17 protein-coding genes are annotated in these 19,001 nt (G+C 62.0%); 6 read left to right on the forward strand and 11 right to left on the reverse strand.

The annotated features are described in order from the left end of the window. The first annotated feature begins 46 nt into the window (after window positions 1–46). From pdxA to CRI93_RS00085, 3 genes are all read left to right on the forward strand, one after another. Window positions 47–1,117, forward strand: a complete 1,071-nt coding sequence (pdxA, locus tag CRI93_RS00075; protein WP_098060567.1) for a 4-hydroxythreonine-4-phosphate dehydrogenase PdxA — start codon at window positions 47–49, stop codon at window positions 1,115–1,117. 42 nt (window positions 1,118–1,159) lie between these two features. Beyond that, window positions 1,160–1,843, forward strand: coding sequence for a cell division ATP-binding protein FtsE (locus tag CRI93_RS00080; protein ID WP_098060568.1), 684 nt, complete (start codon window positions 1,160–1,162; stop codon window positions 1,841–1,843). A 208-nt stretch (window positions 1,844–2,051) separates the two neighbouring features. Continuing rightward, window positions 2,052–3,035 (forward strand): hypothetical protein, encoded by a 984-nt coding sequence (locus CRI93_RS00085; RefSeq protein WP_176521571.1) that lies wholly within the window; start codon window positions 2,052–2,054, stop codon window positions 3,033–3,035. Here CRI93_RS00085 and CRI93_RS00090 read toward each other — a convergent pair. The 5 genes from CRI93_RS00090 to CRI93_RS00110 all read right to left on the reverse strand — a co-directional run bounded on the left by CRI93_RS00090 (window position 3,032) and on the right by CRI93_RS00110 (window position 7,485). Beyond that, on the reverse strand, window positions 3,032–4,255 hold the full coding sequence (locus tag CRI93_RS00090; RefSeq protein ID WP_176521572.1) for a TonB family protein: 1,224 nt from the start codon (window positions 4,253–4,255) through the stop codon (window positions 3,032–3,034). The genes CRI93_RS00085 and CRI93_RS00090 overlap by 4 nt on opposite strands. Window positions 4,256–4,377: 122 nt before the next feature. Further along, window positions 4,378–5,259, reverse strand: a complete 882-nt coding sequence (locus tag CRI93_RS00095) for a cell division protein FtsX (protein ID WP_098060570.1) — start codon at window positions 5,257–5,259, stop codon at window positions 4,378–4,380. Window positions 5,260–5,485: 226 nt separating this feature from the next. Next, entirely contained in the window at window positions 5,486–6,325 is an 840-nt protein-coding gene (gene pheA / locus CRI93_RS00100; protein ID WP_098060571.1) for a prephenate dehydratase, read from the reverse strand. 44 nt (window positions 6,326–6,369) lie between these two features. Beyond that, complete coding sequence (locus CRI93_RS00105; RefSeq protein WP_098060572.1) at window positions 6,370–6,747, reverse strand: YraN family protein; 378 nt, start codon at window positions 6,745–6,747, stop codon at window positions 6,370–6,372. Window positions 6,748–6,804: 57 nt separating this feature from the next. Then, entirely contained in the window at window positions 6,805–7,485 is a 681-nt protein-coding gene (locus CRI93_RS00110) for a GbsR/MarR family transcriptional regulator (protein ID WP_176521573.1), read from the reverse strand. A 415-nt stretch (window positions 7,486–7,900) separates the two neighbouring features. On the opposite strand from CRI93_RS00110, the gene CRI93_RS00115 reads away from it, so the two are divergent. Both CRI93_RS00115 and CRI93_RS00120 read left to right on the forward strand, forming a co-directional pair. After that, window positions 7,901–8,752, forward strand: a complete 852-nt coding sequence (locus CRI93_RS00115; protein WP_098060573.1) for an SAM hydrolase/SAM-dependent halogenase family protein — start codon at window positions 7,901–7,903, stop codon at window positions 8,750–8,752. Window positions 8,753–8,808: 56 nt separating this feature from the next. Beyond that, window positions 8,809–10,005, forward strand: coding sequence for an RNA polymerase sigma factor (locus tag CRI93_RS00120; protein ID WP_098060574.1), 1,197 nt, complete (start codon window positions 8,809–8,811; stop codon window positions 10,003–10,005). A gap of 67 nt (window positions 10,006–10,072) precedes the next feature. Here the strand turns inward: CRI93_RS00120 and CRI93_RS00125 are convergent, their stop codons facing one another. The 5 genes from CRI93_RS00125 to CRI93_RS00145 form a co-directional block, all read right to left on the reverse strand. Next, entirely contained in the window at window positions 10,073–11,470 is a 1,398-nt protein-coding gene (locus tag CRI93_RS00125) for a sensor histidine kinase (protein WP_098060575.1), read from the reverse strand. A gap of 131 nt (window positions 11,471–11,601) precedes the next feature. Beyond that, on the reverse strand, window positions 11,602–12,909 hold the full coding sequence (locus CRI93_RS00130) for an adenylosuccinate synthase (RefSeq protein ID WP_098060576.1): 1,308 nt from the start codon (window positions 12,907–12,909) through the stop codon (window positions 11,602–11,604). Window positions 12,910–12,995: 86 nt separating this feature from the next. Further along, the gene (gene secF, locus CRI93_RS00135) at window positions 12,996–13,928 is read right to left on the reverse strand and encodes a protein translocase subunit SecF (protein ID WP_098060577.1); all 933 of its coding nucleotides are present in this window, start codon (window positions 13,926–13,928) and stop codon (window positions 12,996–12,998) included. A gap of 108 nt (window positions 13,929–14,036) precedes the next feature. Next, a complete protein-coding gene (secD, locus tag CRI93_RS00140) occupies window positions 14,037–16,016 on the reverse strand; it encodes a protein translocase subunit SecD (protein ID WP_098060578.1) in 1,980 nt (659 codons plus the stop codon). Window positions 16,017–16,345: 329 nt separating this feature from the next. Further along, window positions 16,346–16,918, reverse strand: a complete 573-nt coding sequence (locus CRI93_RS00145) for a hypothetical protein (protein ID WP_176521574.1) — start codon at window positions 16,916–16,918, stop codon at window positions 16,346–16,348. 157 nt (window positions 16,919–17,075) lie between these two features. On the opposite strand from CRI93_RS00145, the gene CRI93_RS00150 reads away from it, so the two are divergent. Next, window positions 17,076–17,972 carry an alpha/beta hydrolase gene (locus tag CRI93_RS00150; RefSeq protein WP_176521575.1) on the forward strand — a complete coding sequence of 299 codons (897 nt, stop codon included), beginning with the start codon at window positions 17,076–17,078 and terminating at the stop codon, window positions 17,970–17,972. On the opposite strand, the gene CRI93_RS00155 is transcribed toward CRI93_RS00150, so the two are convergent. Beyond that, window positions 17,956–18,705, reverse strand: a complete 750-nt coding sequence (locus tag CRI93_RS00155; RefSeq protein ID WP_098060581.1) for an SIMPL domain-containing protein — start codon at window positions 18,703–18,705, stop codon at window positions 17,956–17,958. The two genes, CRI93_RS00150 and CRI93_RS00155, sit on opposite strands and share 17 nt — an antisense overlap. Window positions 18,706–19,001: the final 296 nt, after the last annotated feature.

The following is a 19,001-nucleotide window of genomic DNA, read 5'->3' on the forward strand; positions in this document are numbered from 1 at the left end:
CTGCCGTTTACCCACTGTTTGTGTCACTAATCCTGCGTATCCCCCCATGGCCATTCAGCGCCCGACCTACCAGCGTCCTGACCCATCGGTTAGTGGCAATGCCCGTACGCGGGTTGCCATTACGCTGGGCGACCCGAATGGGATTGGACCCGAAGTGCTGCTCAAGTCGCTGCATGACCCGCACATCGCGCCCTCCATTGCGCCTGTTGTGGTGGGCTCGGCCCATGTGTTGCGCCAGCATGCGGACGTGCTTGGCTACTCGGATCTGACCATTCACACGGTTGATGCCATGCCCGACACGCTGCCCGACGAGGGCGTCACGGTGTGGGACGTCACGGATGGGGCTACGCCCGCCGTCCACTTTGGCGAAATTACTGCCGAAGGGGGCGCACTGGCCATGCAAGCAGTAGAAGCAGCAGTAGACGCCTGTCTCGACGGCCGCGCCGACGCGATGGTGACGGCCCCTATTTCGAAAGATGCGATTGCGCAAGCCGGATACACCGTGCCCGGTCATACCGAGTTTATTGCGCAGCGCACCAACAGCCCGCGTCCTATGATGATGATGGTAGCCGGACAACTGCGTGTGGGGCTCGTAACCGCGCACATTCCCATTGCGAAAGTGGCCGATGCGCTTACCGAGGCTGTGATTGGTACTAAGCTTGAGGTGCTGAGCGCCGCTCTGCAGCGCGACTTTGGCATTGCCGAGCCGCACATTGCAGTGCTGGGGCTGAATCCGCACGCGGGCGATGGCGGGGTGCTCGGTATGGAAGAGGAAACGATTATTGCCCCGGCGCTGGAGCGCGCTCGGGCTAATGGCATCCAGGTGAGTGGTCCGCTGCCTGCCGACGGCTACTTCGCCACGCAGCTCAACAGCGGCTACGACGCGGTGCTGGCCATGTATCATGACCAGGGGCTGGTGCCGTTCAAGGCGCTGGCCTTTGATCGCGGCGTCAACTTTACGGCGGGGCTCCCGATTGTGCGCACCTCGCCCGACCACGGCACCGCCTATGGCATCGCAGGCAAAGGCATGGCGCTGCCCGGCAGTATGGAGAGTGCACTGGAGGTGGCGGCCTTCACTGCGCAGCATCGCCAGGCCACTGCAGCCCCGGCCCAGTAACACGTGTTCGCTTCGAATCTTTCGTTCGCTCCCTTACGCGGCATGATTCACTTCCGCAACATCACTGCCTCGTACACGGCTCCCAACGGCGAGCGGCGCGTGGTGGTTGAAGAGGTCTCGTTCGACATCGAGCGCGCCGAAATGGCGTATCTCATTGGGCCCACCGGGAGTGGGAAGAGCACGCTCTTACGCATGCTCTACATGGACCACTTTCCCGACAAGGGCGCCACACAGGTCGGTGATTACCGCTCCGACCAGATCAGCGACAGCGAGATTCCGTATCTGCGTCGCGAGGTGGGGGTCGTCTTTCAAGATTTTCAGCTGCTGCCCGACCGCAGCGCGTTCGACAATGTGGCCTTTGCCCTCTATGCCACGGGCAAGCGGAAAAAGGAGGTGCGGAAGCGTACCATTAAGGCGCTTACGCGGGTGGGACTCAACCACAAGCGCACGCAGTTTCCGCATGAGCTCTCAGGCGGAGAGCAGCAGCGCGTCGTCATTGCTCGTGCTATCGCCAACGACCCATGGGTGCTTCTGGCCGACGAGCCCACCGGGAACCTCGATCCCGCCGTGGCCTCCGACATTCAGGGCCTGCTCGTTGACCTGCACCACCAGGGGATGACGCTCCTCATGGCCACGCACGACTATCGCCTCGTGAAGGAATATCCAGCGCGCACCCTGGCCATTATGAACCGACAGGTGGTTGAGGTGGACCCCGACACGCTCTAACCCCAATCCCAACGGCGCTTCACATCTTCGGCTATCGATTCGTTTCCCGAACCACTCAGATCACCTTACTGCTGCGGCGTAACAATGCCGTGGGACGACTGCCCTTCTGGGCGCATGAACGAAACTTGAAGCTGGGCTGTGACGTGCGGGGGATGTTTGCACACGTAGCGCCTTTCGCTTCCTATCTGAGTCCCAGCATCTGTTGGTCATGATTCGTCTGCAAAAGCGCGTGGCGCGCGTCTACGATCGCCTTGAAGCATTCTGGGAACGCCCGGCATCTCAGCGTCACCTGGCCACACTGCTGATCGTTGCGTTTGCTGCCGCGCTCTGCACCATTGAGGCGCAACGCCTTGGCTGGCTTCCCAACGTGGGATTGCTTGGCCAAGTGCCCACCAACCACTTCTACGCCATCGATGTCGCGTTCTCGCTCTTTCTTGTGTTTGAGGTCATCGGTCTTGTATTTGGGTTGGCGACTTCTGTGGCCGACACCGCGGGGAAACAGCTCGAAATCTTTTCGCTCATCCTGCTACGCCAGTCGTTTAAGGAGCTGGTCAACTTTGAGCAAGAACCTATTGAGTGGACGCTGGAGATGGCAGACGCGGTGGAGGCGGTGCAGCTCGTTGTAGTTGATGCCACGGGCGCACTCGCCATTTTTGCACTGGTAGGCGGGTTCTATGCGCTGCAGAAGCACCAGAACATCACGTCGTCTACTGCCGAACTGCGCCGGTTTGTGGAGTCGAAGAAGACCCTGGCAGTAGCATTGCTCGTTATCTTCGGCGGCGTTTTGTTGTACGGCGGCGTGGCCTTAATGCAAGGCAACTTGGCGTATCCCTTGTTCGAAACCATCTTTACGGTGTTCATCTTCAGCGATGTGCTCATTGTGCTGCTGTCGCTGCGCTACGGCAACGCCTACCACGTGGTGTTTCGGAACTCAGGGTTTGCCGTAGCCACGGTCATGATTCGGCTGGCGCTGGCCGGGCCGCGCTATATCGACGCGGCACTCGGCGTGGGCGCAGCGCTCTTTGCCATCGGTGTAACCCTTGCCTACAACTACGTATCGCCGGTGCTGGAGGCCGATGCGAAGACCCGCGCCCGCCGGGCGGCGCTTATTGCCGGTCCCGGCGCAGCTGCTCCAGACAGTGAGGACCCGTCCTCAACCGATGTCGAGTCTCCTCCTGCATCGCAGCGCTAACCCTGCTCCGACGCCTCCTCAGGACCAAACTGCACCCACACGGTGATGCGCGACGCAACCGGCTCTCCATCGCGCTGCCCGGGCTCAAAAGAGGTATTACGCACCACGCGTAGCGCCTCTTCGTCACAGCCGTAGCCTATGCCACGTACCAGCTCGGCCGTGCGCACCGTGCCATCGGCATCGACCGTAGCCTGCACATACACGCGGCCCGTGATGTCGTTGGCCGCCGCCTCATCCGGATAGGTAGCCGCCTCCGTTAGCGTCTCCAGACCACCAACTGGGGCGGCCTCGGTATCAACCTCGGTGTATACTGAATCGCTCGCCGGTGCAGGGGCGCTGGATGCTTCAGTAGTGTCAGAATCGGCAGGCAGCGTCTCGCGCTCGATCAGCGTGTCGGGCGCTGCCAGATCGGTGGGAGCCGTGGCACTGGTGTCGGAGCGCATATCGTTGGCCCGCGCCTGCAGCATGATGTTGCCGTGCGTGGTACGCGCCCGGATCGAAGCCGCGCCGGTGCCCAACTGCCCCGTAAACTGGTATCCGGCTTCGCTGGCCTGCAGCGCACGCTCGGTGTAGGCGAGCCCCTGCGAGAACACGCGTCCCGCTGTTGTCGCCACATCCAGCTGTGTCGACGCCGTATCGGGCAGGGTGATGCGAATGGTTCCGTTCTCCGTCTCAAGGTCGGCCTCGATGCCCGAGGGCAGTGTGGCCCAGTCTACGGTGATGTCGCCGTTGTTGAGACGTACGCGCACGGCCCCCTCTGCGGCCTCAACGTGCACATCGCCGTGCGTCTGCTCGATGTCGATCGCGCTACGCAGCCCGTGCAGGTGCACGGCACCGCTGGAGCGACGCACGGTGAGCGGCGTGCTGGCCGGCAGCGTGCCCGACACATTGATGATGCTGCGCTCCGGCACATCGCTCTGCAGGTCGAACGTATAGCGTGTTTCGCTGCCCCGCTCAGCAATGGCGAGTCCTTCAAGCACATTTTGCGCGCGCGTTGAGTCGCGGTCGCGCGCAATCTTTGTGAACGTCCACGCCGCCGTGTCGTCGGAGTGTGCGCGCAGGTCGAGCGCACCGCGCAGTCCTTCAAGCGCCACGGTACGCTCGGCGGGCGCCACGGTGCGCTCCTCGACCGTTTGCACTGCCACCTGCCCCACGGCAAGCGCGCCCCGTTCGGTTTCTTCGAGGCCCGGCTCGTCGGTGCCGCACGCGGACAGGCTCATGACCAGCACGGCAAGCACGAGAAGGGGCAGCCCCCGAATCCATCGTGCGCTATCTGATTGTAGAGAAGAAGATATAATCTGTTGTTGATGCATAGCAAGGCCCCCTGAATAGAGAATAGTAGTTAATGCAGTTCAACGCGGTTAATGAAACGGCGTACCGCCATAAACGAGCCCACCCAGCCCAGCACGATGCCTGTGATGATCGTTCCGCCCAAGAGCATCCACTCGATGTTGGGGGCCAGGCCCGCCATTTGCGGAAAGTAGCTCAGCGCCCCGCGGTAGAGTGCCCACAGCCCGCCCCCCGCCAGCATACCCGCGAGCATGCCCTGCAGCGCCCCCTCCACCAAAAACGGACGACGGATGAAGCCATCGGTAGCGCCCACAAGCTTCATGGTGCGGATAAGCAGGCGCCGCGCGTAGATGGTGAGACGAATGGTATTGCCTACCAGAAACAACGCCGCAATAAGAATGATACCGCCCACCGCCGCGCCGATGCTTCCGGCCAGCCGAATGTTCTGTTGTACCGTGTTCAAGAGCGGCTGGTTGAACACGACCTCATCCACATGGTCCCACGTCTGCAGATCGGCTTGTAGCTGCGACAGGCTATCGGTTTGCACAAAAGGCGCTCGCACCTGCAGGCGGACCGACGCGGGCAGGAACGGCTCGTCGATGAAGCTCTCTGCGCCCTCGCCAAACTCTTCCTGAAAGATGGCCTGCGCCTGTTCTTTAGAGATATACTCGGCAGAGGTGACCTGCGGGTGTGTCTGGATGCGCGAGAACAGCGCCTCAGCCTCCGATTCGGTGGCGCTTTCGGCGACGAACACCTCCATCTCGCCTACGCGCTGTTGAAGCCACGAAAGTACCTGTTGGGCCTCCAGTCCAAGCAGCGCCAACGTGCCCAGCATAAGCAGGGCTACGGCCATCGCCATCGTAGAGGCAAAGGCTGCGAAACGGGCGCGGCGAAAGTTGGCAATGCCTTCGCGGATCGAGAAGAACAGGGACACAGCAGGACACCGGGTGTTAGGTCAAAGCAGGCAGGAACGTGCCGCACAACGTACGTATTTTGCGGGGCAATGTCGAACCCCGGTGCAGCGGCACAGCAGCGCCTCGGACGCACAATGCATTGTGGGGATCCGGATGAGATGGTCGCCCCGCGCGCTTCCCCTCTCTTTCTCCCTAAAGATAAATTTGAGGGGACCTTACAAGGCGGTTATCGGACTGCATGTACGCTTATGCAGGTGGTACCGGGGCTTCGTAGTAGGCGCCCAGCAGCTTCTGCTCGGTGGTGATCTCGCTCAGATGATCCAGGGCACGGCGCAGCGGCAGATCGGCATAGCTGCCGGCCACATCGACGTAGAAGAGGTATTGCCCGGGCGTGCCAAACTGCGGACGGCTTTCCATTTTGCAGAGGTCGAGTTCGCGCAGGGCAAACACGGCCAGGCTCTTGAACAGGGCCCCGGGCACGTTCTCGCGCAGGGCAAACACGACCGAGGTGCGGTTGGCCTGCGGGTGCACATGGTCTTTGGCCGTGCCCGCACGGATGCCCAGAAAGCGGGTGTAGTTGCGGTCATGGTCTTCGATACCCTCGGCCAGCACCTGTAGTCCATACTCGGCAGCGGCCTGGCGGCTGGCGATGGCGGCGTGGGTGGCGGTGCCCGACTCAGCCACATCGCGCGCGGCCCCGGCGGTATCGTAGGCGGCTACGGACTGCGCCTGCGGGAGCGTGTCGGACAGGTAGCCCTGGCACTGCCCCAGCGCCTGCGGATGCGAGTGCACGGCTTCGATTGCATCCATACTGGCGCCAGACGGAGCCATCAGGCAGTGGCGGATGCGTAGGAACTGCCCGACCTCAACGTGCACATGATGTGTGCGCAGGTAGTCGTAGTTCGCATGGACGCTGCCAAAGAGCGAGTTTTCGATGGGGACCACCCCGGCCTCAACCGTACCCGATTCGACCGCTGCAAAGACCGCGTCGAAAGTGTCGTACGGAGCGGGCGTTGCATCGGGGTAGAGCTGGGCCGCTGCGGCCTCGCTGTAGGCCCCAGCCACGCCCTGAAAAGCAACCGTCATAACATGCAGGGCTGCAGAGCCCGGTCTCATGAATAGGGGGGATGCTACGCCCAGAACGCGTGTTGAATGTGGTCGATGTTGGGGGCGTTGCCTTGACGCAGCACAATGGCAACGACATCGAAGCGGGCGCTGGAGCGCTCCATGCGGTGCTGGTGTAGGTAGGCCTCCGACACCTTGACGAGCTGCTCCTTTTTGGACTCGGTGACGGCCTCTTCGGGCGCGCCGTAGCCGAGTCCGGAACGCGTTTTTACTTCCACAAAGACCAGGTCGCCTGTGGGCTCGGCGGTTGGGTCGTAGCAGATGAGGTCGACCTCAGCCCGCTCGAACCGGTAGTTACGTTCAATAACGTGGTAGCCCTTGTCTTCCAGATACGAGGCGGCCAGGGCTTCGCCACGGGCGCCTAAGTCGGTATGGTTGCTCATAGTGGGAGGCACAGAATCGGACAGGAGATACGGGGATGCGCAGGCCGTGCAATACTGCTATGCGGCATCGGGTGACGGAGCGGCGGTACCGTTGGAAGGCGAACTCGAAGCGGGAGCGTCGCGGGTAGGGGGGGGATTGGCTGCGGCGGATCGGGGGGCTGTGTCGGTAGCATTGGCCACCAGCTGGGCCATCTGTACCAGTTGCCCCAACGTGTCGGTGTTGCTCTCCTGCACCAGCGGAAGCAGCACCTCAGAGACCGCTTCGAATGCCTCCATCAGGTCGATGAGGGCGTCGAGGCGTTCGCGCAGCATGTCGGTGCGGGCGGTGGCCGCCGGGGTCTCGGTTTCGGGAAGCTGTGCACGGCAGTCTTCCAACTGGGCCTGCACCGGCTGCAGTTCACGTCGCTGGCGCTCCTCAATGATGCGCGCGGTAATGCGCCATACGTCGGTGTCGGCCTCGTAGTAGTCCTTGCGCGAGCCCGGCAGGTGCTGCTTCGACACAAGGCGCCACTCGGTGAGCGACCGCAGGTTCATGTTGGCGTTGCCCCGGCTAATATCCAGCGCCTCCATGATCTCGTCAGTATTCATGGGGGCATCCGCACAGAACAGGCGTGCATGGATCTGCGCCATGGTGCGGTTGATACCCCACTGCGAGGCCATCTCGCCCCAGAACGTAACGAGCGAAGCCACAGCGTCATTGTAGGCTTGGCCGGCGTCGGAAGACGTTGAGGCAGACATAAACAGCCCGTGCGTGGCATGGAAACAACTGTGGGATACGTATTCCTGCAGCGCCTCCGATGGTTCCCGTCACGCCCCCTCAGTGGTTCGTCAACAACTACGTTGGTGGGAGCTCAATGCTATGCAGCGTTAAAAACGTACCGGTCGTGAAAGACAGGGAGCGACGCCGGGGTCTGGATGTGTCCCGCCGGTACTGCTCGCCGCAAGAGTCGTTTTTCATAGGGGAATCCATCATGGGCAATCCAACCGCTCCCCATACGTTTTTGTGCAACGCTGCGGTGGCAGTCTTCGTGTATGCTTACAGGTATGCCTGTATCGCTTTTTATGCACACGAGCTTGCTGTTTTGTACCTTGGAGAGGCAACTGTTCTGCCTCCTGTGCCTGCTATCTTTTCGTGACGCGACCTGCGCCCTCTATGATTACACTCACCACCGACTTTGGGACCCAAGACGCGTACGTACCGGCCATGAAGGGCACGATGCTCTCCATTGCGCCCGACGTTCGTCTGGTCGACATCACCCACCAGGTCAGTCCGCAAGACATTATGGAGGCAGCGTTTGTGCTGCAGGGCGCAATGCCGTACTTTCCGGCGGACACGGTGCACCTGGTGGTGGTCGATCCAGGGGTCGGGGGCAACCGTCGGGCGATTGCCCTTCGGCACAACGATCAGTGGTTTGTGGGGCCCGATAATGGGGTGTTTTCTCTGCTCTTAAACCAGGAGCCCCCCGATGAGATCGTGGTGCTTGACAATCCTGAGGCGTGGCGCACCCCCACGCCCAGTTCAACCTTTCACGGGCGCGACATCTTTGCTCCTGCTGCTGCCCATCTGGCGGCGGGGGCGACACTCAAAGACATAGGCACGCCGATCGACCGTCTGTCTTCGCTACGCTGGGCCCTGCCCATGGTCGTAGAGCACACCATAGAAGGGTGGATCGTGCACATCGACCGGTTCGGGAACTGCATTACGAACATCCGCCGCGACACGGTAACCGAGGCTTTTCCCGATATTGGAGCCGACCAGTTAGCGCCACCGCATCAAGAACCGCCTATTCCGCTTAAATGCTACGTGGGCTCGACCATCTTAGAGGCGCTGCATCCCACTTACGCTGCTGTGGCAGAGGGCGACCCGCTCATGCTTTTTGGAAGCAGCGGGTTTCTGGAGATCGCAGTCAACGGCGGTCATGCCGCTCAGCTGCTCAACATCCGCAAAAGTGATTCGGTGAAACTGCTTCCTCACTCGCTGGACGCAGCCAATGCCTCGGCGTAACCCGCCGCACTACGTGTGCTTGCATGCTGCCTGTTTTTCTCTGCCCGCCCTCGCTCATGGCTGACTCCGATTCGCCCTCGCTCCTTCAGCACCTCAATGCAGTGTACACCCTGGCGTGCACGCTCGTAGGTCCCGAGCAGGCCCAGGCGCTCACCCAGCAGGTCTTTCAGCATGCCGCTGCCGTGCCGCCTCGCGAGCGTCCCGAGAACCGCACGCTCTGGATGCTGGAGTGCACCCTGCGCGCCTACAGCAAGCACAAGCCTGCACATGCTGACACCCCCGACCTGCGCACGGCAGCCGCTCAGACCTTGGTTCGTGACACGCTTCCTGCTGCCTGGGCGGCCTGCTCGCCCCGCGACCGCACGCTCCTGACGGCGCACTTGTACCTCGACCTCTCGGCCGCAACGCTTGCCTCTTTGGTGGACCTCTCGGCAGAGGACATTGAAACGGCGGTGCAGACGGCGCGGGCTACGCTTCGGGCTACGCTCCGCGACATGCTCGTGGGGCCGCAGCGCATGCTCGTTGACACGGCCTTTCCGGATTCGCGCCTCGACGATAGCATCCGCGATTACCTGGAGTCAGATCACGGCGCGGCCCCGCGTTCACTTCGCGCTGCGGTTACGCGCACCATCCAGGCCGAGCGCACCCCCTCGTCTCAAACGCGCGAGCAGCGCTCCTCGCGCCGACGCAGCCAGTGGCTCAAGACCGGGGGCGTGATGGCCGGGCTTCTTGCCCTGTTCGTGGTAGCGTGGGGGCTGCATACGCTGTGGGTCGGCTCCGACACGGCCCCCTCTTCTACTTCTACCAGCCTCGTTGCGTTTTCGGCTCGCCATGCCGACATGGCCCAGCCGCTGCTGGATCCGGCGACCCCCGATAGTGCCCAATCGGCCTGGCAACAGACGCAGGGCACCTCGCTTATCGTGCCTGCGGTGGCCCAGGCCGAACTGCGCCGCCTTGATGTGCTTGCGCTGGACGAAAACCGGCCGGTACCCGTGCTTCGCTATGAGATTGTGGATGCCGAAACGCCGCTCTATGTGCTGGCCTATTCCTATGCGCAACTCGACGCCCTGGCCCCCCGCGTCACGCTCTCGCGCGCACTACGGCAGACGCTGGAAGCCGAAGATACCTTCGTTGAGCAGTCGGTTGATGGCCGGGCGGTGCTTCTTTGGCGCGTGCGCTCCCGCATCTACGTCGCCGTCTTTCCAGCAGATGCACGCAACGTACGTCCGCAACGCATTACGCCTGCACCGTAACTGCTGGCGCGTAGTACGAGCACAGAGGCTCCCGTCTCTGGCCAGCAGTCTCACGGACTCGTGCTATCTATTCCGCGGTAGGCAGTTGGATGCGAAAGGTGGAGCCCTCACCCATGGTCGAGTCGACCAGTTGGAGTGAACCGCCATGATAATGCTCAATTACACGCTTCGATAGGCTGAGCCCCAGCCCCCAGCCCCGCTCTTTCGTGCTAAATCCGGGCCGGAAGATGTTCGCTCGCGCCCGCCGTTTGATGCCGCTCCCGGTGTCCGATACGTCGATTGCAATGCCCTCATCGGTCTGCTGGGCCGTGATCGCAATGGACCCAGCGCCCTCAAGCGCGTCCAGTGCATTCTTTAGCAGGTTCTCCAACACCCACGCAAACAGCTCCTCGTTAATGCGTGCGGTAAGCGCATTAGGCACATCGACCTGCAGCGTAACGGCCTGGCTCTGCTGCGGGATGCGACGGCGGATGTACGCGGTCGTCTGTTCGATTACAGGCACTACGTTCATGGATTGCAGCTTGGGCATGGACCCAATATCCGAGAAGCGGTTGGCCACGCGCTGCAGCCGCTCAATGTCGTTTTCGATTTCGGTGAGCGCCTCGTCGCGGTGCGCCTCCGAAAGGTCGTCGCTGCGTAGGAGCTGCGTCCATCCCATCAGGCTGGAGATGGGCGTGCCAAGCTGATGGGCGGCCTCGCGGGCCATGCCGACCCACAAACTGCTCTGCTCGCTGCGGCGTACGTACGAAAAGCCCAGGTATCCCACCAGAATAAACAGCCCGACAAAACCCAGCTGCACATACGGAAAGATGCGGAGCTCGCTCACCAGTCCCGACTCGTTGTAGAACACGTACTGCGTAAGCTCTTCGGTGGCCCCCGACTCGGTGGTGGAGTAGCGCAGTGTAATCGGGATGGGGGCGAAGGCGGCTTTCATGTCGCTGAGGTGATCACGCAGGCGTTCGCGCGCCCGAGATGAATCTTGAGGACTGAGCTGCGTCAGGTTATCGGGCACCGAGACGTTGCGCCAGAACAGGGGTTCGGTCTGGGTGGAGTCGGTGATGATCGCAGGAATCGCAAACGGGTTCGGCTCCAGAATCTCGTTCAAGATGAAGTCGAGCTCCCCTGTCGGCGGCATGGAGCGCGCCCAGGCCAGGGCTTCGAGCAGTGCGCGCGTCTCTTCATCTGTCTGCTGCACTTCCGGGGCTTCAAGGGTGTCGGCTGAATTGGAGCGGGCGCGTACCCGTTGCTCCAGCGTCTGCCACGCCTCGCGGTGTGGGTTGCTGGCGCGGTCTTGGGCCTGCGCCACTTGCGCCTGGGCATCGGCCCAGAGCTGAATCATGGACTGCTCGCGGTCGCGCAGCCGCTCAACCAGCTGGTTGGTGTACCAGAGTGAGGCCAGCGCAATGATCATGGCAAAGACAATGAGCCCCAGCTTCAACTGAACCGACCAACGATAAGCGCGCACGACGAGCAGACGGTTAGTGCATAGGAAAGCATGATATAGCAACGCCGCCGGGCAGCACACAAGGCTCGCCCCGACGGCATCGCTAAACGCGTGGTGATGCGCGGTGTTACGCAGATGGCAATGTCGAGGGGCTATGCGACCGGCGCCTCGCTCACATCGCTAATGATCTGGTCGCGGCGCGGGCCAATCGACACCGAGCCGATGGGAGCACGTGAGTGCTCTTCCACAAAGCGCAGGTACTCTTGCGCTGCCGACGGCAGATCGCTCCAGTGACGCGCATCGCTGATGTCTTCGTCCCACCCCGGCAGGGTTTCGTACACGGGCGTGATGCGCTCCAGCGTATGGGCCTCGCTCGGGAAGCGCTGCGTCTCTTTGCCGTCGTACTGATACGCCACGCACACCTTAATTTCGTCGAGCCCAGACAGCACGTCCAGCTTGGTAATGACGAGCTCGGTAAAGCCGTTGATCATCGTGGTGTAGCGCAGCGCCACCAGGTCGAGCCAGCCGCAGCGGCGCGGACGCCCGGTGGTGGCTCCAAACTCAGCGCCCACTTTGCGCAGGTGCTCGCCCATCTCGTTCTCCAGCTCGGTGGGGAACGGTCCGTTGCCTACGCGGGTGCAGTAGGCTTTGGCGATGCCAATGATGCGGTTCACGTGCACCGGCGATACGCCCAGCCCGGTGGAGCAACCGCCTGCGGTGGGGTGACTCGACGTCACAAACGGATAGCTGCCAAAGTCGATATCCAGCAGCGACCCTTGGGCGCCTTCAGCCAGCACGTGCTTGTCGTTGTCGAGCGCACGGCCCAAGAACTGGGCGGTGTCGGTGACGTACGGATCGATTTTCTGGTCGAGCTCCACGTACTCCTCGACAATCGCATCCACATCGAGCTGGTTAGCGCCGTACACCTGCTTCAGCAGGGCATTCTTGGCTTCGATGGCGCGCGTCAGCTTGGTGCGCAGCACGTCGCGGTCGAGCAGGTCGACTACGCGGATGCCGGTGCGTGCAAACTTGTCGGCATAGGCCGGGCCAATGCCGCGCCCGGTAGTGCCAATGGCGTCGTCGTTGGTGTCGGACTTGCGCCCTTGCTCTTGCGCCGCCTCAATGGCTTTATGGTGTGGCATGATGACATGGGCGTTGTGCGAGATGTGCAGCCGCCCTTCAACGGGATAGCCAAGCGCTTCAATCTGCTCGATCTCTTCGATCACGGCTTTCGGGTCGAGCACCACGCCGTTGCCAATGACGCAGTCGACGCCATCGTGAAAGATGCCGCTGGGGATGAGGTGGAGCACAAACTCCTGGTCGTCCCAGCAGATGGTGTGGCCCGCGTTGGCCCCGCCTTGATAGCGGGCCACCACGTCCACATCGTTGCTCAACAGATCAACGATTTTCCCTTTGCCCTCATCGCCCCATTGGCTTCCAATGACAATAGAAACAGGCATACGTAGTTACAGACAGGTAGGTAGGAGGAACAGTGGACGGCCTCCCGCCAAACGGGGAAGCCGGTGTACAATGCGCTGGGGCTGTGCTACGCCCGCGCCGGTTTGCGTTTCGTATCCTTATCTTCGAGCCAGTTGCGCAGTTCGACCACAACCGGCGAGGCCACGAACACCGAGGAGTAGGTTCCGATGATTACGCCCAGCACCAGCGCAAAGGAGAAGCCGCGCAGCACGTCGCCCCCGAAGAACAGCAGAATCGAGGTTACGATGAGTGTCGTAATCGAGGTAACCACCGTACGGCTCAGCGTGCTGTTGATGGAGCGGTTCATGACCTCCGCGTACGGATCGGTCTTGAACAGATTCAAGTACTCGCGCGCTCGGTCGAACACCACCACGGTGTCATTCAGCGAGTATCCTACAATCGTCAGGAATGCTGCAATGATAGCCTGATCGATCTGGAGGGAGAACGGCAGCAGGTCCTGAAACATGGAGAAGATGCCGAGCACGATAATCACATCGTGCGTAATGGCCGCCAGGGCGCCGATGCCGTAGCGCCACTCAAAGCGCAGCATGATGTACATGAAGATAACAAAGAGTGCGCCCAGGACCGAGTAGATGGCGCCGCGTTGCAGGTCTTGCGCAAAGCGGGGGCCCACCACATCGGTTTGCACCACTTGCGGCGTGACCTCGGGGAATGAGGCTTCAAACTCAGACAGGATGGCGCGGCGCAGATCGTCTACGTCGCGGTCGGCGGCGGTGCGAATGAGTAAGCCGGTGGTGCCAAAGGTTTTTACCTCGGGCTGCCCGCCGAGCGGCTGAGTCAGCGCCGAGCGCACCTCCAGCGCGTCGAGCTCGCCCACGTTTTCGAGTACAATCTCGGTGCCGCCCAAAAAGTCAATGCCCTGCTCCAGCCCGCGCGTCATAAACGACAGGAGGCTCAGCACAATGAGCGTGCCCGAGATGAGGTACCCGATCTTGCGATTCGGGATGAACGAAAAAGAAGGGTTTTCAAGTAAACGCATAGCAGAAAGTAAAAGCGTACAGTCAGCGGATCAGGAAACGGCGGATGTCATTGGCCCGGCGCCACCGCGCAGCAGGTCTGCGCTACGCGGCGGGCGGCGCTGGCATGATCATCCGTACGACACGCGCATGCTGCGCTCATCGACGAGGTAGTCGAAGATGATCCGCGTGACGATGATGGCAGTGAACAGCGAGGACAGGATTCCGGCCATGAGCGTAACGGCGAAGCCCTGGATGGGCCCGACGCCAAACGAGTACAGAATCACGCCCACGAAGAACGTGGTGATGTTCGCATCCAAAATGGCGCTGAGCGAACGGTCGTATCCGGCATCGATCGATGCCTTGAGCGTCTTGCCGGTGTTCTGCTCCTCGCGAATGCGGTCAAAGATGAGCACATTCGCATCCACCGCCATACCGATGGTGAGCACGATACCGGCAATCCCCGGCAGGGTGAGCGTGGCGCCGAATCCAGCCAGGATGCCCAGAATGAGCACCAGGTTCAGCAGCAAAGCTACGTTAGCCACAATGCCACCGGTGCGGTAGTACATCACCATGAAGAGAATTACCAGCACAAGGCCCGCCACGACCGAGGTAAACCCGGCGCGGATGGAGGCTTCGCCCAGGCTGGGCCCTACTGTGCGATCGCCCACAATGTCAAGCGGCGCAGGGAGTGCCCCCGACTGTAGCACTGTGACAATGTCTTGCGCCTCCTGACGCGACTCCAGCCCCGAGATTTCGGAGCGTCCGCCCAGGATGCGCTGTTGCACAGTGGGATACGAGTAGATCTCGCCGTCGAGTGCCACAGCCACCGGCTCGCCGACGTTGGCGCCGGTGAGACGGGCCCAGGTGCGAGCGCCGTCGGAGTTCATAACCATGAGCACCTTGGCTTCGTTGGTGAACTGGTCAAACTCGACCGAGGCGTCGGTAATCGCCTCGCCCGCCAGTTCCACTTCATCGCGCACGGCAATGAGCTCGTACACGTTGATGCCGTCTTCCGTCTGCCCAATCGCGTTGGCGCCAAACATTAGCTCCACACCCGAAGGCATCAGGCGCTGCACCTCATCCTGGCGCAGCAGATCCATTGCAGCCGAGGTGTCCGGCTCGGTAACGTGCGCAAACACCGGGCGCTGCTGCTGATACGGCAGCGGCTGCATCAGCTGCAGAAACGGGTTCTCCGCCGCCGCACCGTCTTCGGCCAGCGGATCGTCTTGCGCAAGAGGATCTGCGGTCGGATCGGCAGTCGTGTCAGATGCCGCCGTTGTGTCGTTGTTTTCGGCACCGGCATCAGCGAGTGCATCGTCCGTGGAGGTGTCAGGGGCCTCCCCGCCGTCCGTGTTGGCGGTGTCTGCCTGGGCGGTGTCTGCGGCAGCGGTTTGGGCCTCAAAGTAGTCGATGATGTCCTGTGCCGCCTCGGTGAGGCGCTGCGGATCCGCCATCAAACGAAACTCCAGCCGGGCCGTGCCGCGCAGCAGATCGCGCACCCGTTCCGGATTGTCGACTCCGGGCAGCTCCACCACAATGCGGCGGTCGCCCTGCCGCTGAATTGAGGGCTCCGACACGCCGTAACGGTCCACCCGGTTGCGCACAATCTCCATAGCGCGCGTCACGGCTTCTTCCACCTGACTGTTCAGGTAGGCAATGACTTCGGGGTTCTCTGAGCGCCGCGTAATGTCGGCCTGCTCATTCCGAAAGTACCGCGAAAGGCGTACGTTCGGGTCGCGTTCCTCAAACTCTTCCACAAACACCTCTACCACCGGACGATCTTCTTCGAGCGCGCGGTCGGCAGCGGTTTGTAGTACGTCGCGGAACGTATCGTCCTGGTTAATAGCAAGCTGGCCCAGCAGGTCGGGCACGCGAATCTCAAGCGTCACGTGCATCCCGCCCAGCAGGTCGAGGCCCAGCCCCAACGCCTCCTGGCGGATTTCCTGAATCTGCGTAAAGTTTTCCTGTTCATACTCAACGCGCTCTTGCTCGGTCATGTCGCTCAACCGCTGGTTGAGCATGATGCTTTGCACTGTCGGATACAGGTAGTATCCACACAGCCCCACGAAGAACACCGTGAGCGCTATTTTAAATCCGTTGTCTTTCATAAAGTATCAGTCACCAAAGATATACAGCAAGGGATGAAGAGGTCGTCAGTGCCCGCAGCTTTCCCACAGATGCCCGTCCAGAGCAGTTAGGGGGAAAGAGTAGGCCACGGCAACGCCCCGCAATGGGGGATGCAGACTCCCGCATTCGCTGCCCAATTTGCACACGGTCTTTGTGCGTGACAGGCAAGGATCGGCCCGGCGAATCAGACGCACGAGCAACAGGGGAGCGCAGGGCCCAAAACGAAAGGCAAAAGCAACGGCATTGGCGAGAGCCGCTACAAGGGCCACGCCAACACACTTGGGCAGGTGCTCATGCCTTGGAAGAAGTGCTACGGAGCGCGCGGGGTAGCCTGCACGAGGCGGCGGATGAGCCAGCGTCCTGCTGTCACAGCAGAGGGCCGCTCGGCAGATTGCGCCCAGCGCGTGGGCACGACACTGCGCGGCGGAATGGTGGCTCCCCCCAGCGCAGCGCGGGCCCCGGCCAACGCAGCCAGTGCGGCCGATTGCAGGCGCGGGACCGGCGCGGTGCCGCCCCACTGCGAATCTTGATGATGCAGCCAGTGCGCCAGCGCATCCACATCCGTACTCGCGTGGTGGCCAAGCAGGTCAGCGGCCGTGCGCCCATCGGGGGCATAGGCTTCATACGCCTTCAGTACACGCGCAGTGAACTGCTCAGCGGTCGTCCAGGCATGCGATTCAGTTTCGCTCAGCGCACGCTGAAAGGCCGCACGATCGGCATCCGAGGGCCACGTATCAACGCGGTCCTGCAGCCAGACCGCACGGGCATCTGTGCCGGATCCACGTAGCGCATCGCCCCAGGCTCCACCCAACCACGGCACCATGCTCATCGCCAGGATGCTGGCCATGAGGTACCGAAGGGTACGCGAGCGAAGGCGATTCATGCGGAGCAAGCCCCGATATTGTTACGATGCAAAAACAACACTGCACAAAATCCGGCATTGCGGCGTATTGTTCCAGCACGATTGTTCGCTGCCCCCTGTCCTGCTGACTGTCACTGCACTCCTTCGCTGCCCTCTGTGTTGCTCTCTCGTTGCTGCTATGCTCTTTTCCGCTACGTCCCCCACCCACACACGCCGCCATGTACTTCCAAGCGGACCCGCGCTCTTCACGCAACATTGGCACGTTTCGGCGCCACGGGGGCATATGCTGCTTGTACACGGCTATGCCGAACACAGCGGACGCTATGGGCATGTGGCTACCGTACTCAAGGAGGCCGGATACGCCGTCACCGCCTACGATCAGCGTGGATTTGGCCGCTCGCCAGGGCGCCGCGCGCTGGTGTGGGATTTTGACATCCTTGCCCACGACCTGCACGCGATGAGTCGGCATGTACAGGCGAACAGCCCAGCGCCGCTCGTTGTGCTGGGCCACAGCATGGGCGGGCTCGTGGTGCTGTGGACGCTGCTCATGCACGACCTGTCTGCAGCGGGCGTTGTGCTGTCGGCCCCAGCGCTTGCCATTGGGGGCAACGTGCCGCCCGGACTCGCGCCCCTAACACAGGCGGTAAGCCGCTGGCTGCCTACGCTTCCCACCGTAGGCAAGGTGCAGGGCGGCATTTCGCGGGATGTGCAGGTCGTTGCGGAGGCCGAAGCCGATCCGCTCAACTACCACGGGCGCGTTCCCGCCCGTACCGGCGTGGAGATGCTGCGTGTTGGCCAGCAGGTGCAGGCCCGGGCCGCTGCCATCACACATCCCTACCTGCTCATGCACGGCACCGCCGACGCCATTGTAGATCCCACAGGCAGCACGCAATTTCACAGCGCAAGCGGCTCCGCCGATAAGACGCTACGCCGTTACGAGGGGCTCCGCCACGAGATCTTCAATGAGCCCGAGCGCCACGACGTATTTGCCGATGTCGTCGCCTGGCTGGATGCGCGAATGTCCCTGCAGAGCCAAGACGAAACGTCGCATCCGCACACTACGGCACAAGCATAAAGACCACGCTCACTTGCGCTTCCACTTCAATGGTGCCTGCCGCATAGGCTTCTGGATTCGCATCGGATGCCGATTCAGCCATCATGGCTGTGCGGGCCTGCCCCATCTGCAGCGCACGTGGAAACGAGAACTGCTGCTCGCGAATCGTGTGCACAGCGCCCACCTGCACGTCCAGCGCGCTGGCCAGTTGCTCGGCCTTGCTGCGTGCGTTGCGTGCGGCCTCCGAAAGCGCCTCGTTGCGGGCCGCCGTGCGGTCTTGCAGTCCGTACTCGACCGATTCCAGGCGATTAGCGCCTGCATCAACGACCGCTGCTACAACAACCGGCACTTGGTCGGGGTCGTTGAGCGTGACGCGCACGGTGCGCACCGCCTCAAACCCGTCTTCGACCGTGCGGCGGCGCTCCTCGTCGTACACGCGGTGCGGACGTAGTTGAAGCTGCTCCATCTGGATCTGCTCCTCGGGCACATCGGCTGCGCGCACCGCCTGCAGGGCCGCGCTGGAGGCCTCCCCGTTCTGCGTGCGGGCGGCCTCGGGCGTATCGGCGCGCGTCACAATGCCAAAGCGTACGGTGGCCTCATCGGGGGCCACCTGCACCGTGGCTTCACCTTCGACGTGAATGGTACGCATGTTGTCGTTTGCATCGGATTGGGCGTACGCAGATGAGGCCATGCATCCTACAAGCACAAGAAGAGAAAGAATAGACCGGGTGCGGCGCATAAAGAGGCGAGACATAAGCAAATGGCAATCAATGTATGGGTAGTAGTTAGACGTCACGTGATAGCTGCCCTAATAAAAACCTTTCCTGGGGCGAACGGTCCCCCGTTCGCCCCCGTCAGCCGCGCCGGATGGTGCTCCCAGTCTCCGGCTACTGGTATATTTGGTCCATCACTTAGCGTTGAACCGCTACCAATGTGTGGAAGGAAAGCACCTCGCCCATACCAACGCGGCAGAGGCCCCGATTCGTATGGGTGCGGCGGGCGGGGACCGGGCTCTGGAGCCGGCGCGCCTGACCGCTGGAGTTGCGATTG

The organism is Longimonas halophila, from assembly GCF_002554705.1.
Lineage (GTDB): Bacteria > Bacteroidota > Rhodothermia > Rhodothermales > Salinibacteraceae > Longimonas > Longimonas halophila.

Coding starts and splice junctions, on each gene's coding strand:
- pdxA (WP_098060567.1), top strand. CDS start 47: ATGGCCATTCAGCGCCCGACCTACCAGCGTCCTGACCCATCGGTTAGT.
- CRI93_RS00080 (WP_098060568.1), top strand. CDS start 1,160: ATGATTCACTTCCGCAACATCACTGCCTCGTACACGGCTCCCAACGGC.
- CRI93_RS00085 (WP_176521571.1), top strand. CDS start 2,052: ATGATTCGTCTGCAAAAGCGCGTGGCGCGCGTCTACGATCGCCTTGAA.
- CRI93_RS00090 (WP_176521572.1), bottom strand. CDS start 4,255: ATGAGCCTGTCCGCGTGCGGCACCGACGAGCCGGGCCTCGAAGAAACC.
- pheA (WP_098060571.1), bottom strand. CDS start 6,325: ATGACGGTTGCTTTTCAGGGCGTGGCTGGGGCCTACAGCGAGGCCGCA.
- CRI93_RS00105 (WP_098060572.1), bottom strand. CDS start 6,747: ATGAGCAACCATACCGACTTAGGCGCCCGTGGCGAAGCCCTGGCCGCC.
- CRI93_RS00110 (WP_176521573.1), bottom strand. CDS start 7,485: ATGTCTGCCTCAACGTCTTCCGACGCCGGCCAAGCCTACAATGACGCT.
- CRI93_RS00115 (WP_098060573.1), top strand. CDS start 7,901: ATGATTACACTCACCACCGACTTTGGGACCCAAGACGCGTACGTACCG.
- CRI93_RS00120 (WP_098060574.1), top strand. CDS start 8,809: ATGGCTGACTCCGATTCGCCCTCGCTCCTTCAGCACCTCAATGCAGTG.
- CRI93_RS00130 (WP_098060576.1), bottom strand. CDS start 12,909: ATGCCTGTTTCTATTGTCATTGGAAGCCAATGGGGCGATGAGGGCAAA.
- secF (WP_098060577.1), bottom strand. CDS start 13,928: ATGCGTTTACTTGAAAACCCTTCTTTTTCGTTCATCCCGAATCGCAAG.
- secD (WP_098060578.1), bottom strand. CDS start 16,016: ATGAAAGACAACGGATTTAAAATAGCGCTCACGGTGTTCTTCGTGGGG.
- CRI93_RS00145 (WP_176521574.1), bottom strand. CDS start 16,918: ATGAATCGCCTTCGCTCGCGTACCCTTCGGTACCTCATGGCCAGCATC.
- CRI93_RS00150 (WP_176521575.1), top strand. CDS start 17,076: ATGCTCTTTTCCGCTACGTCCCCCACCCACACACGCCGCCATGTACTT.
- CRI93_RS00155 (WP_098060581.1), bottom strand. CDS start 18,705: ATGTCTCGCCTCTTTATGCGCCGCACCCGGTCTATTCTTTCTCTTCTT.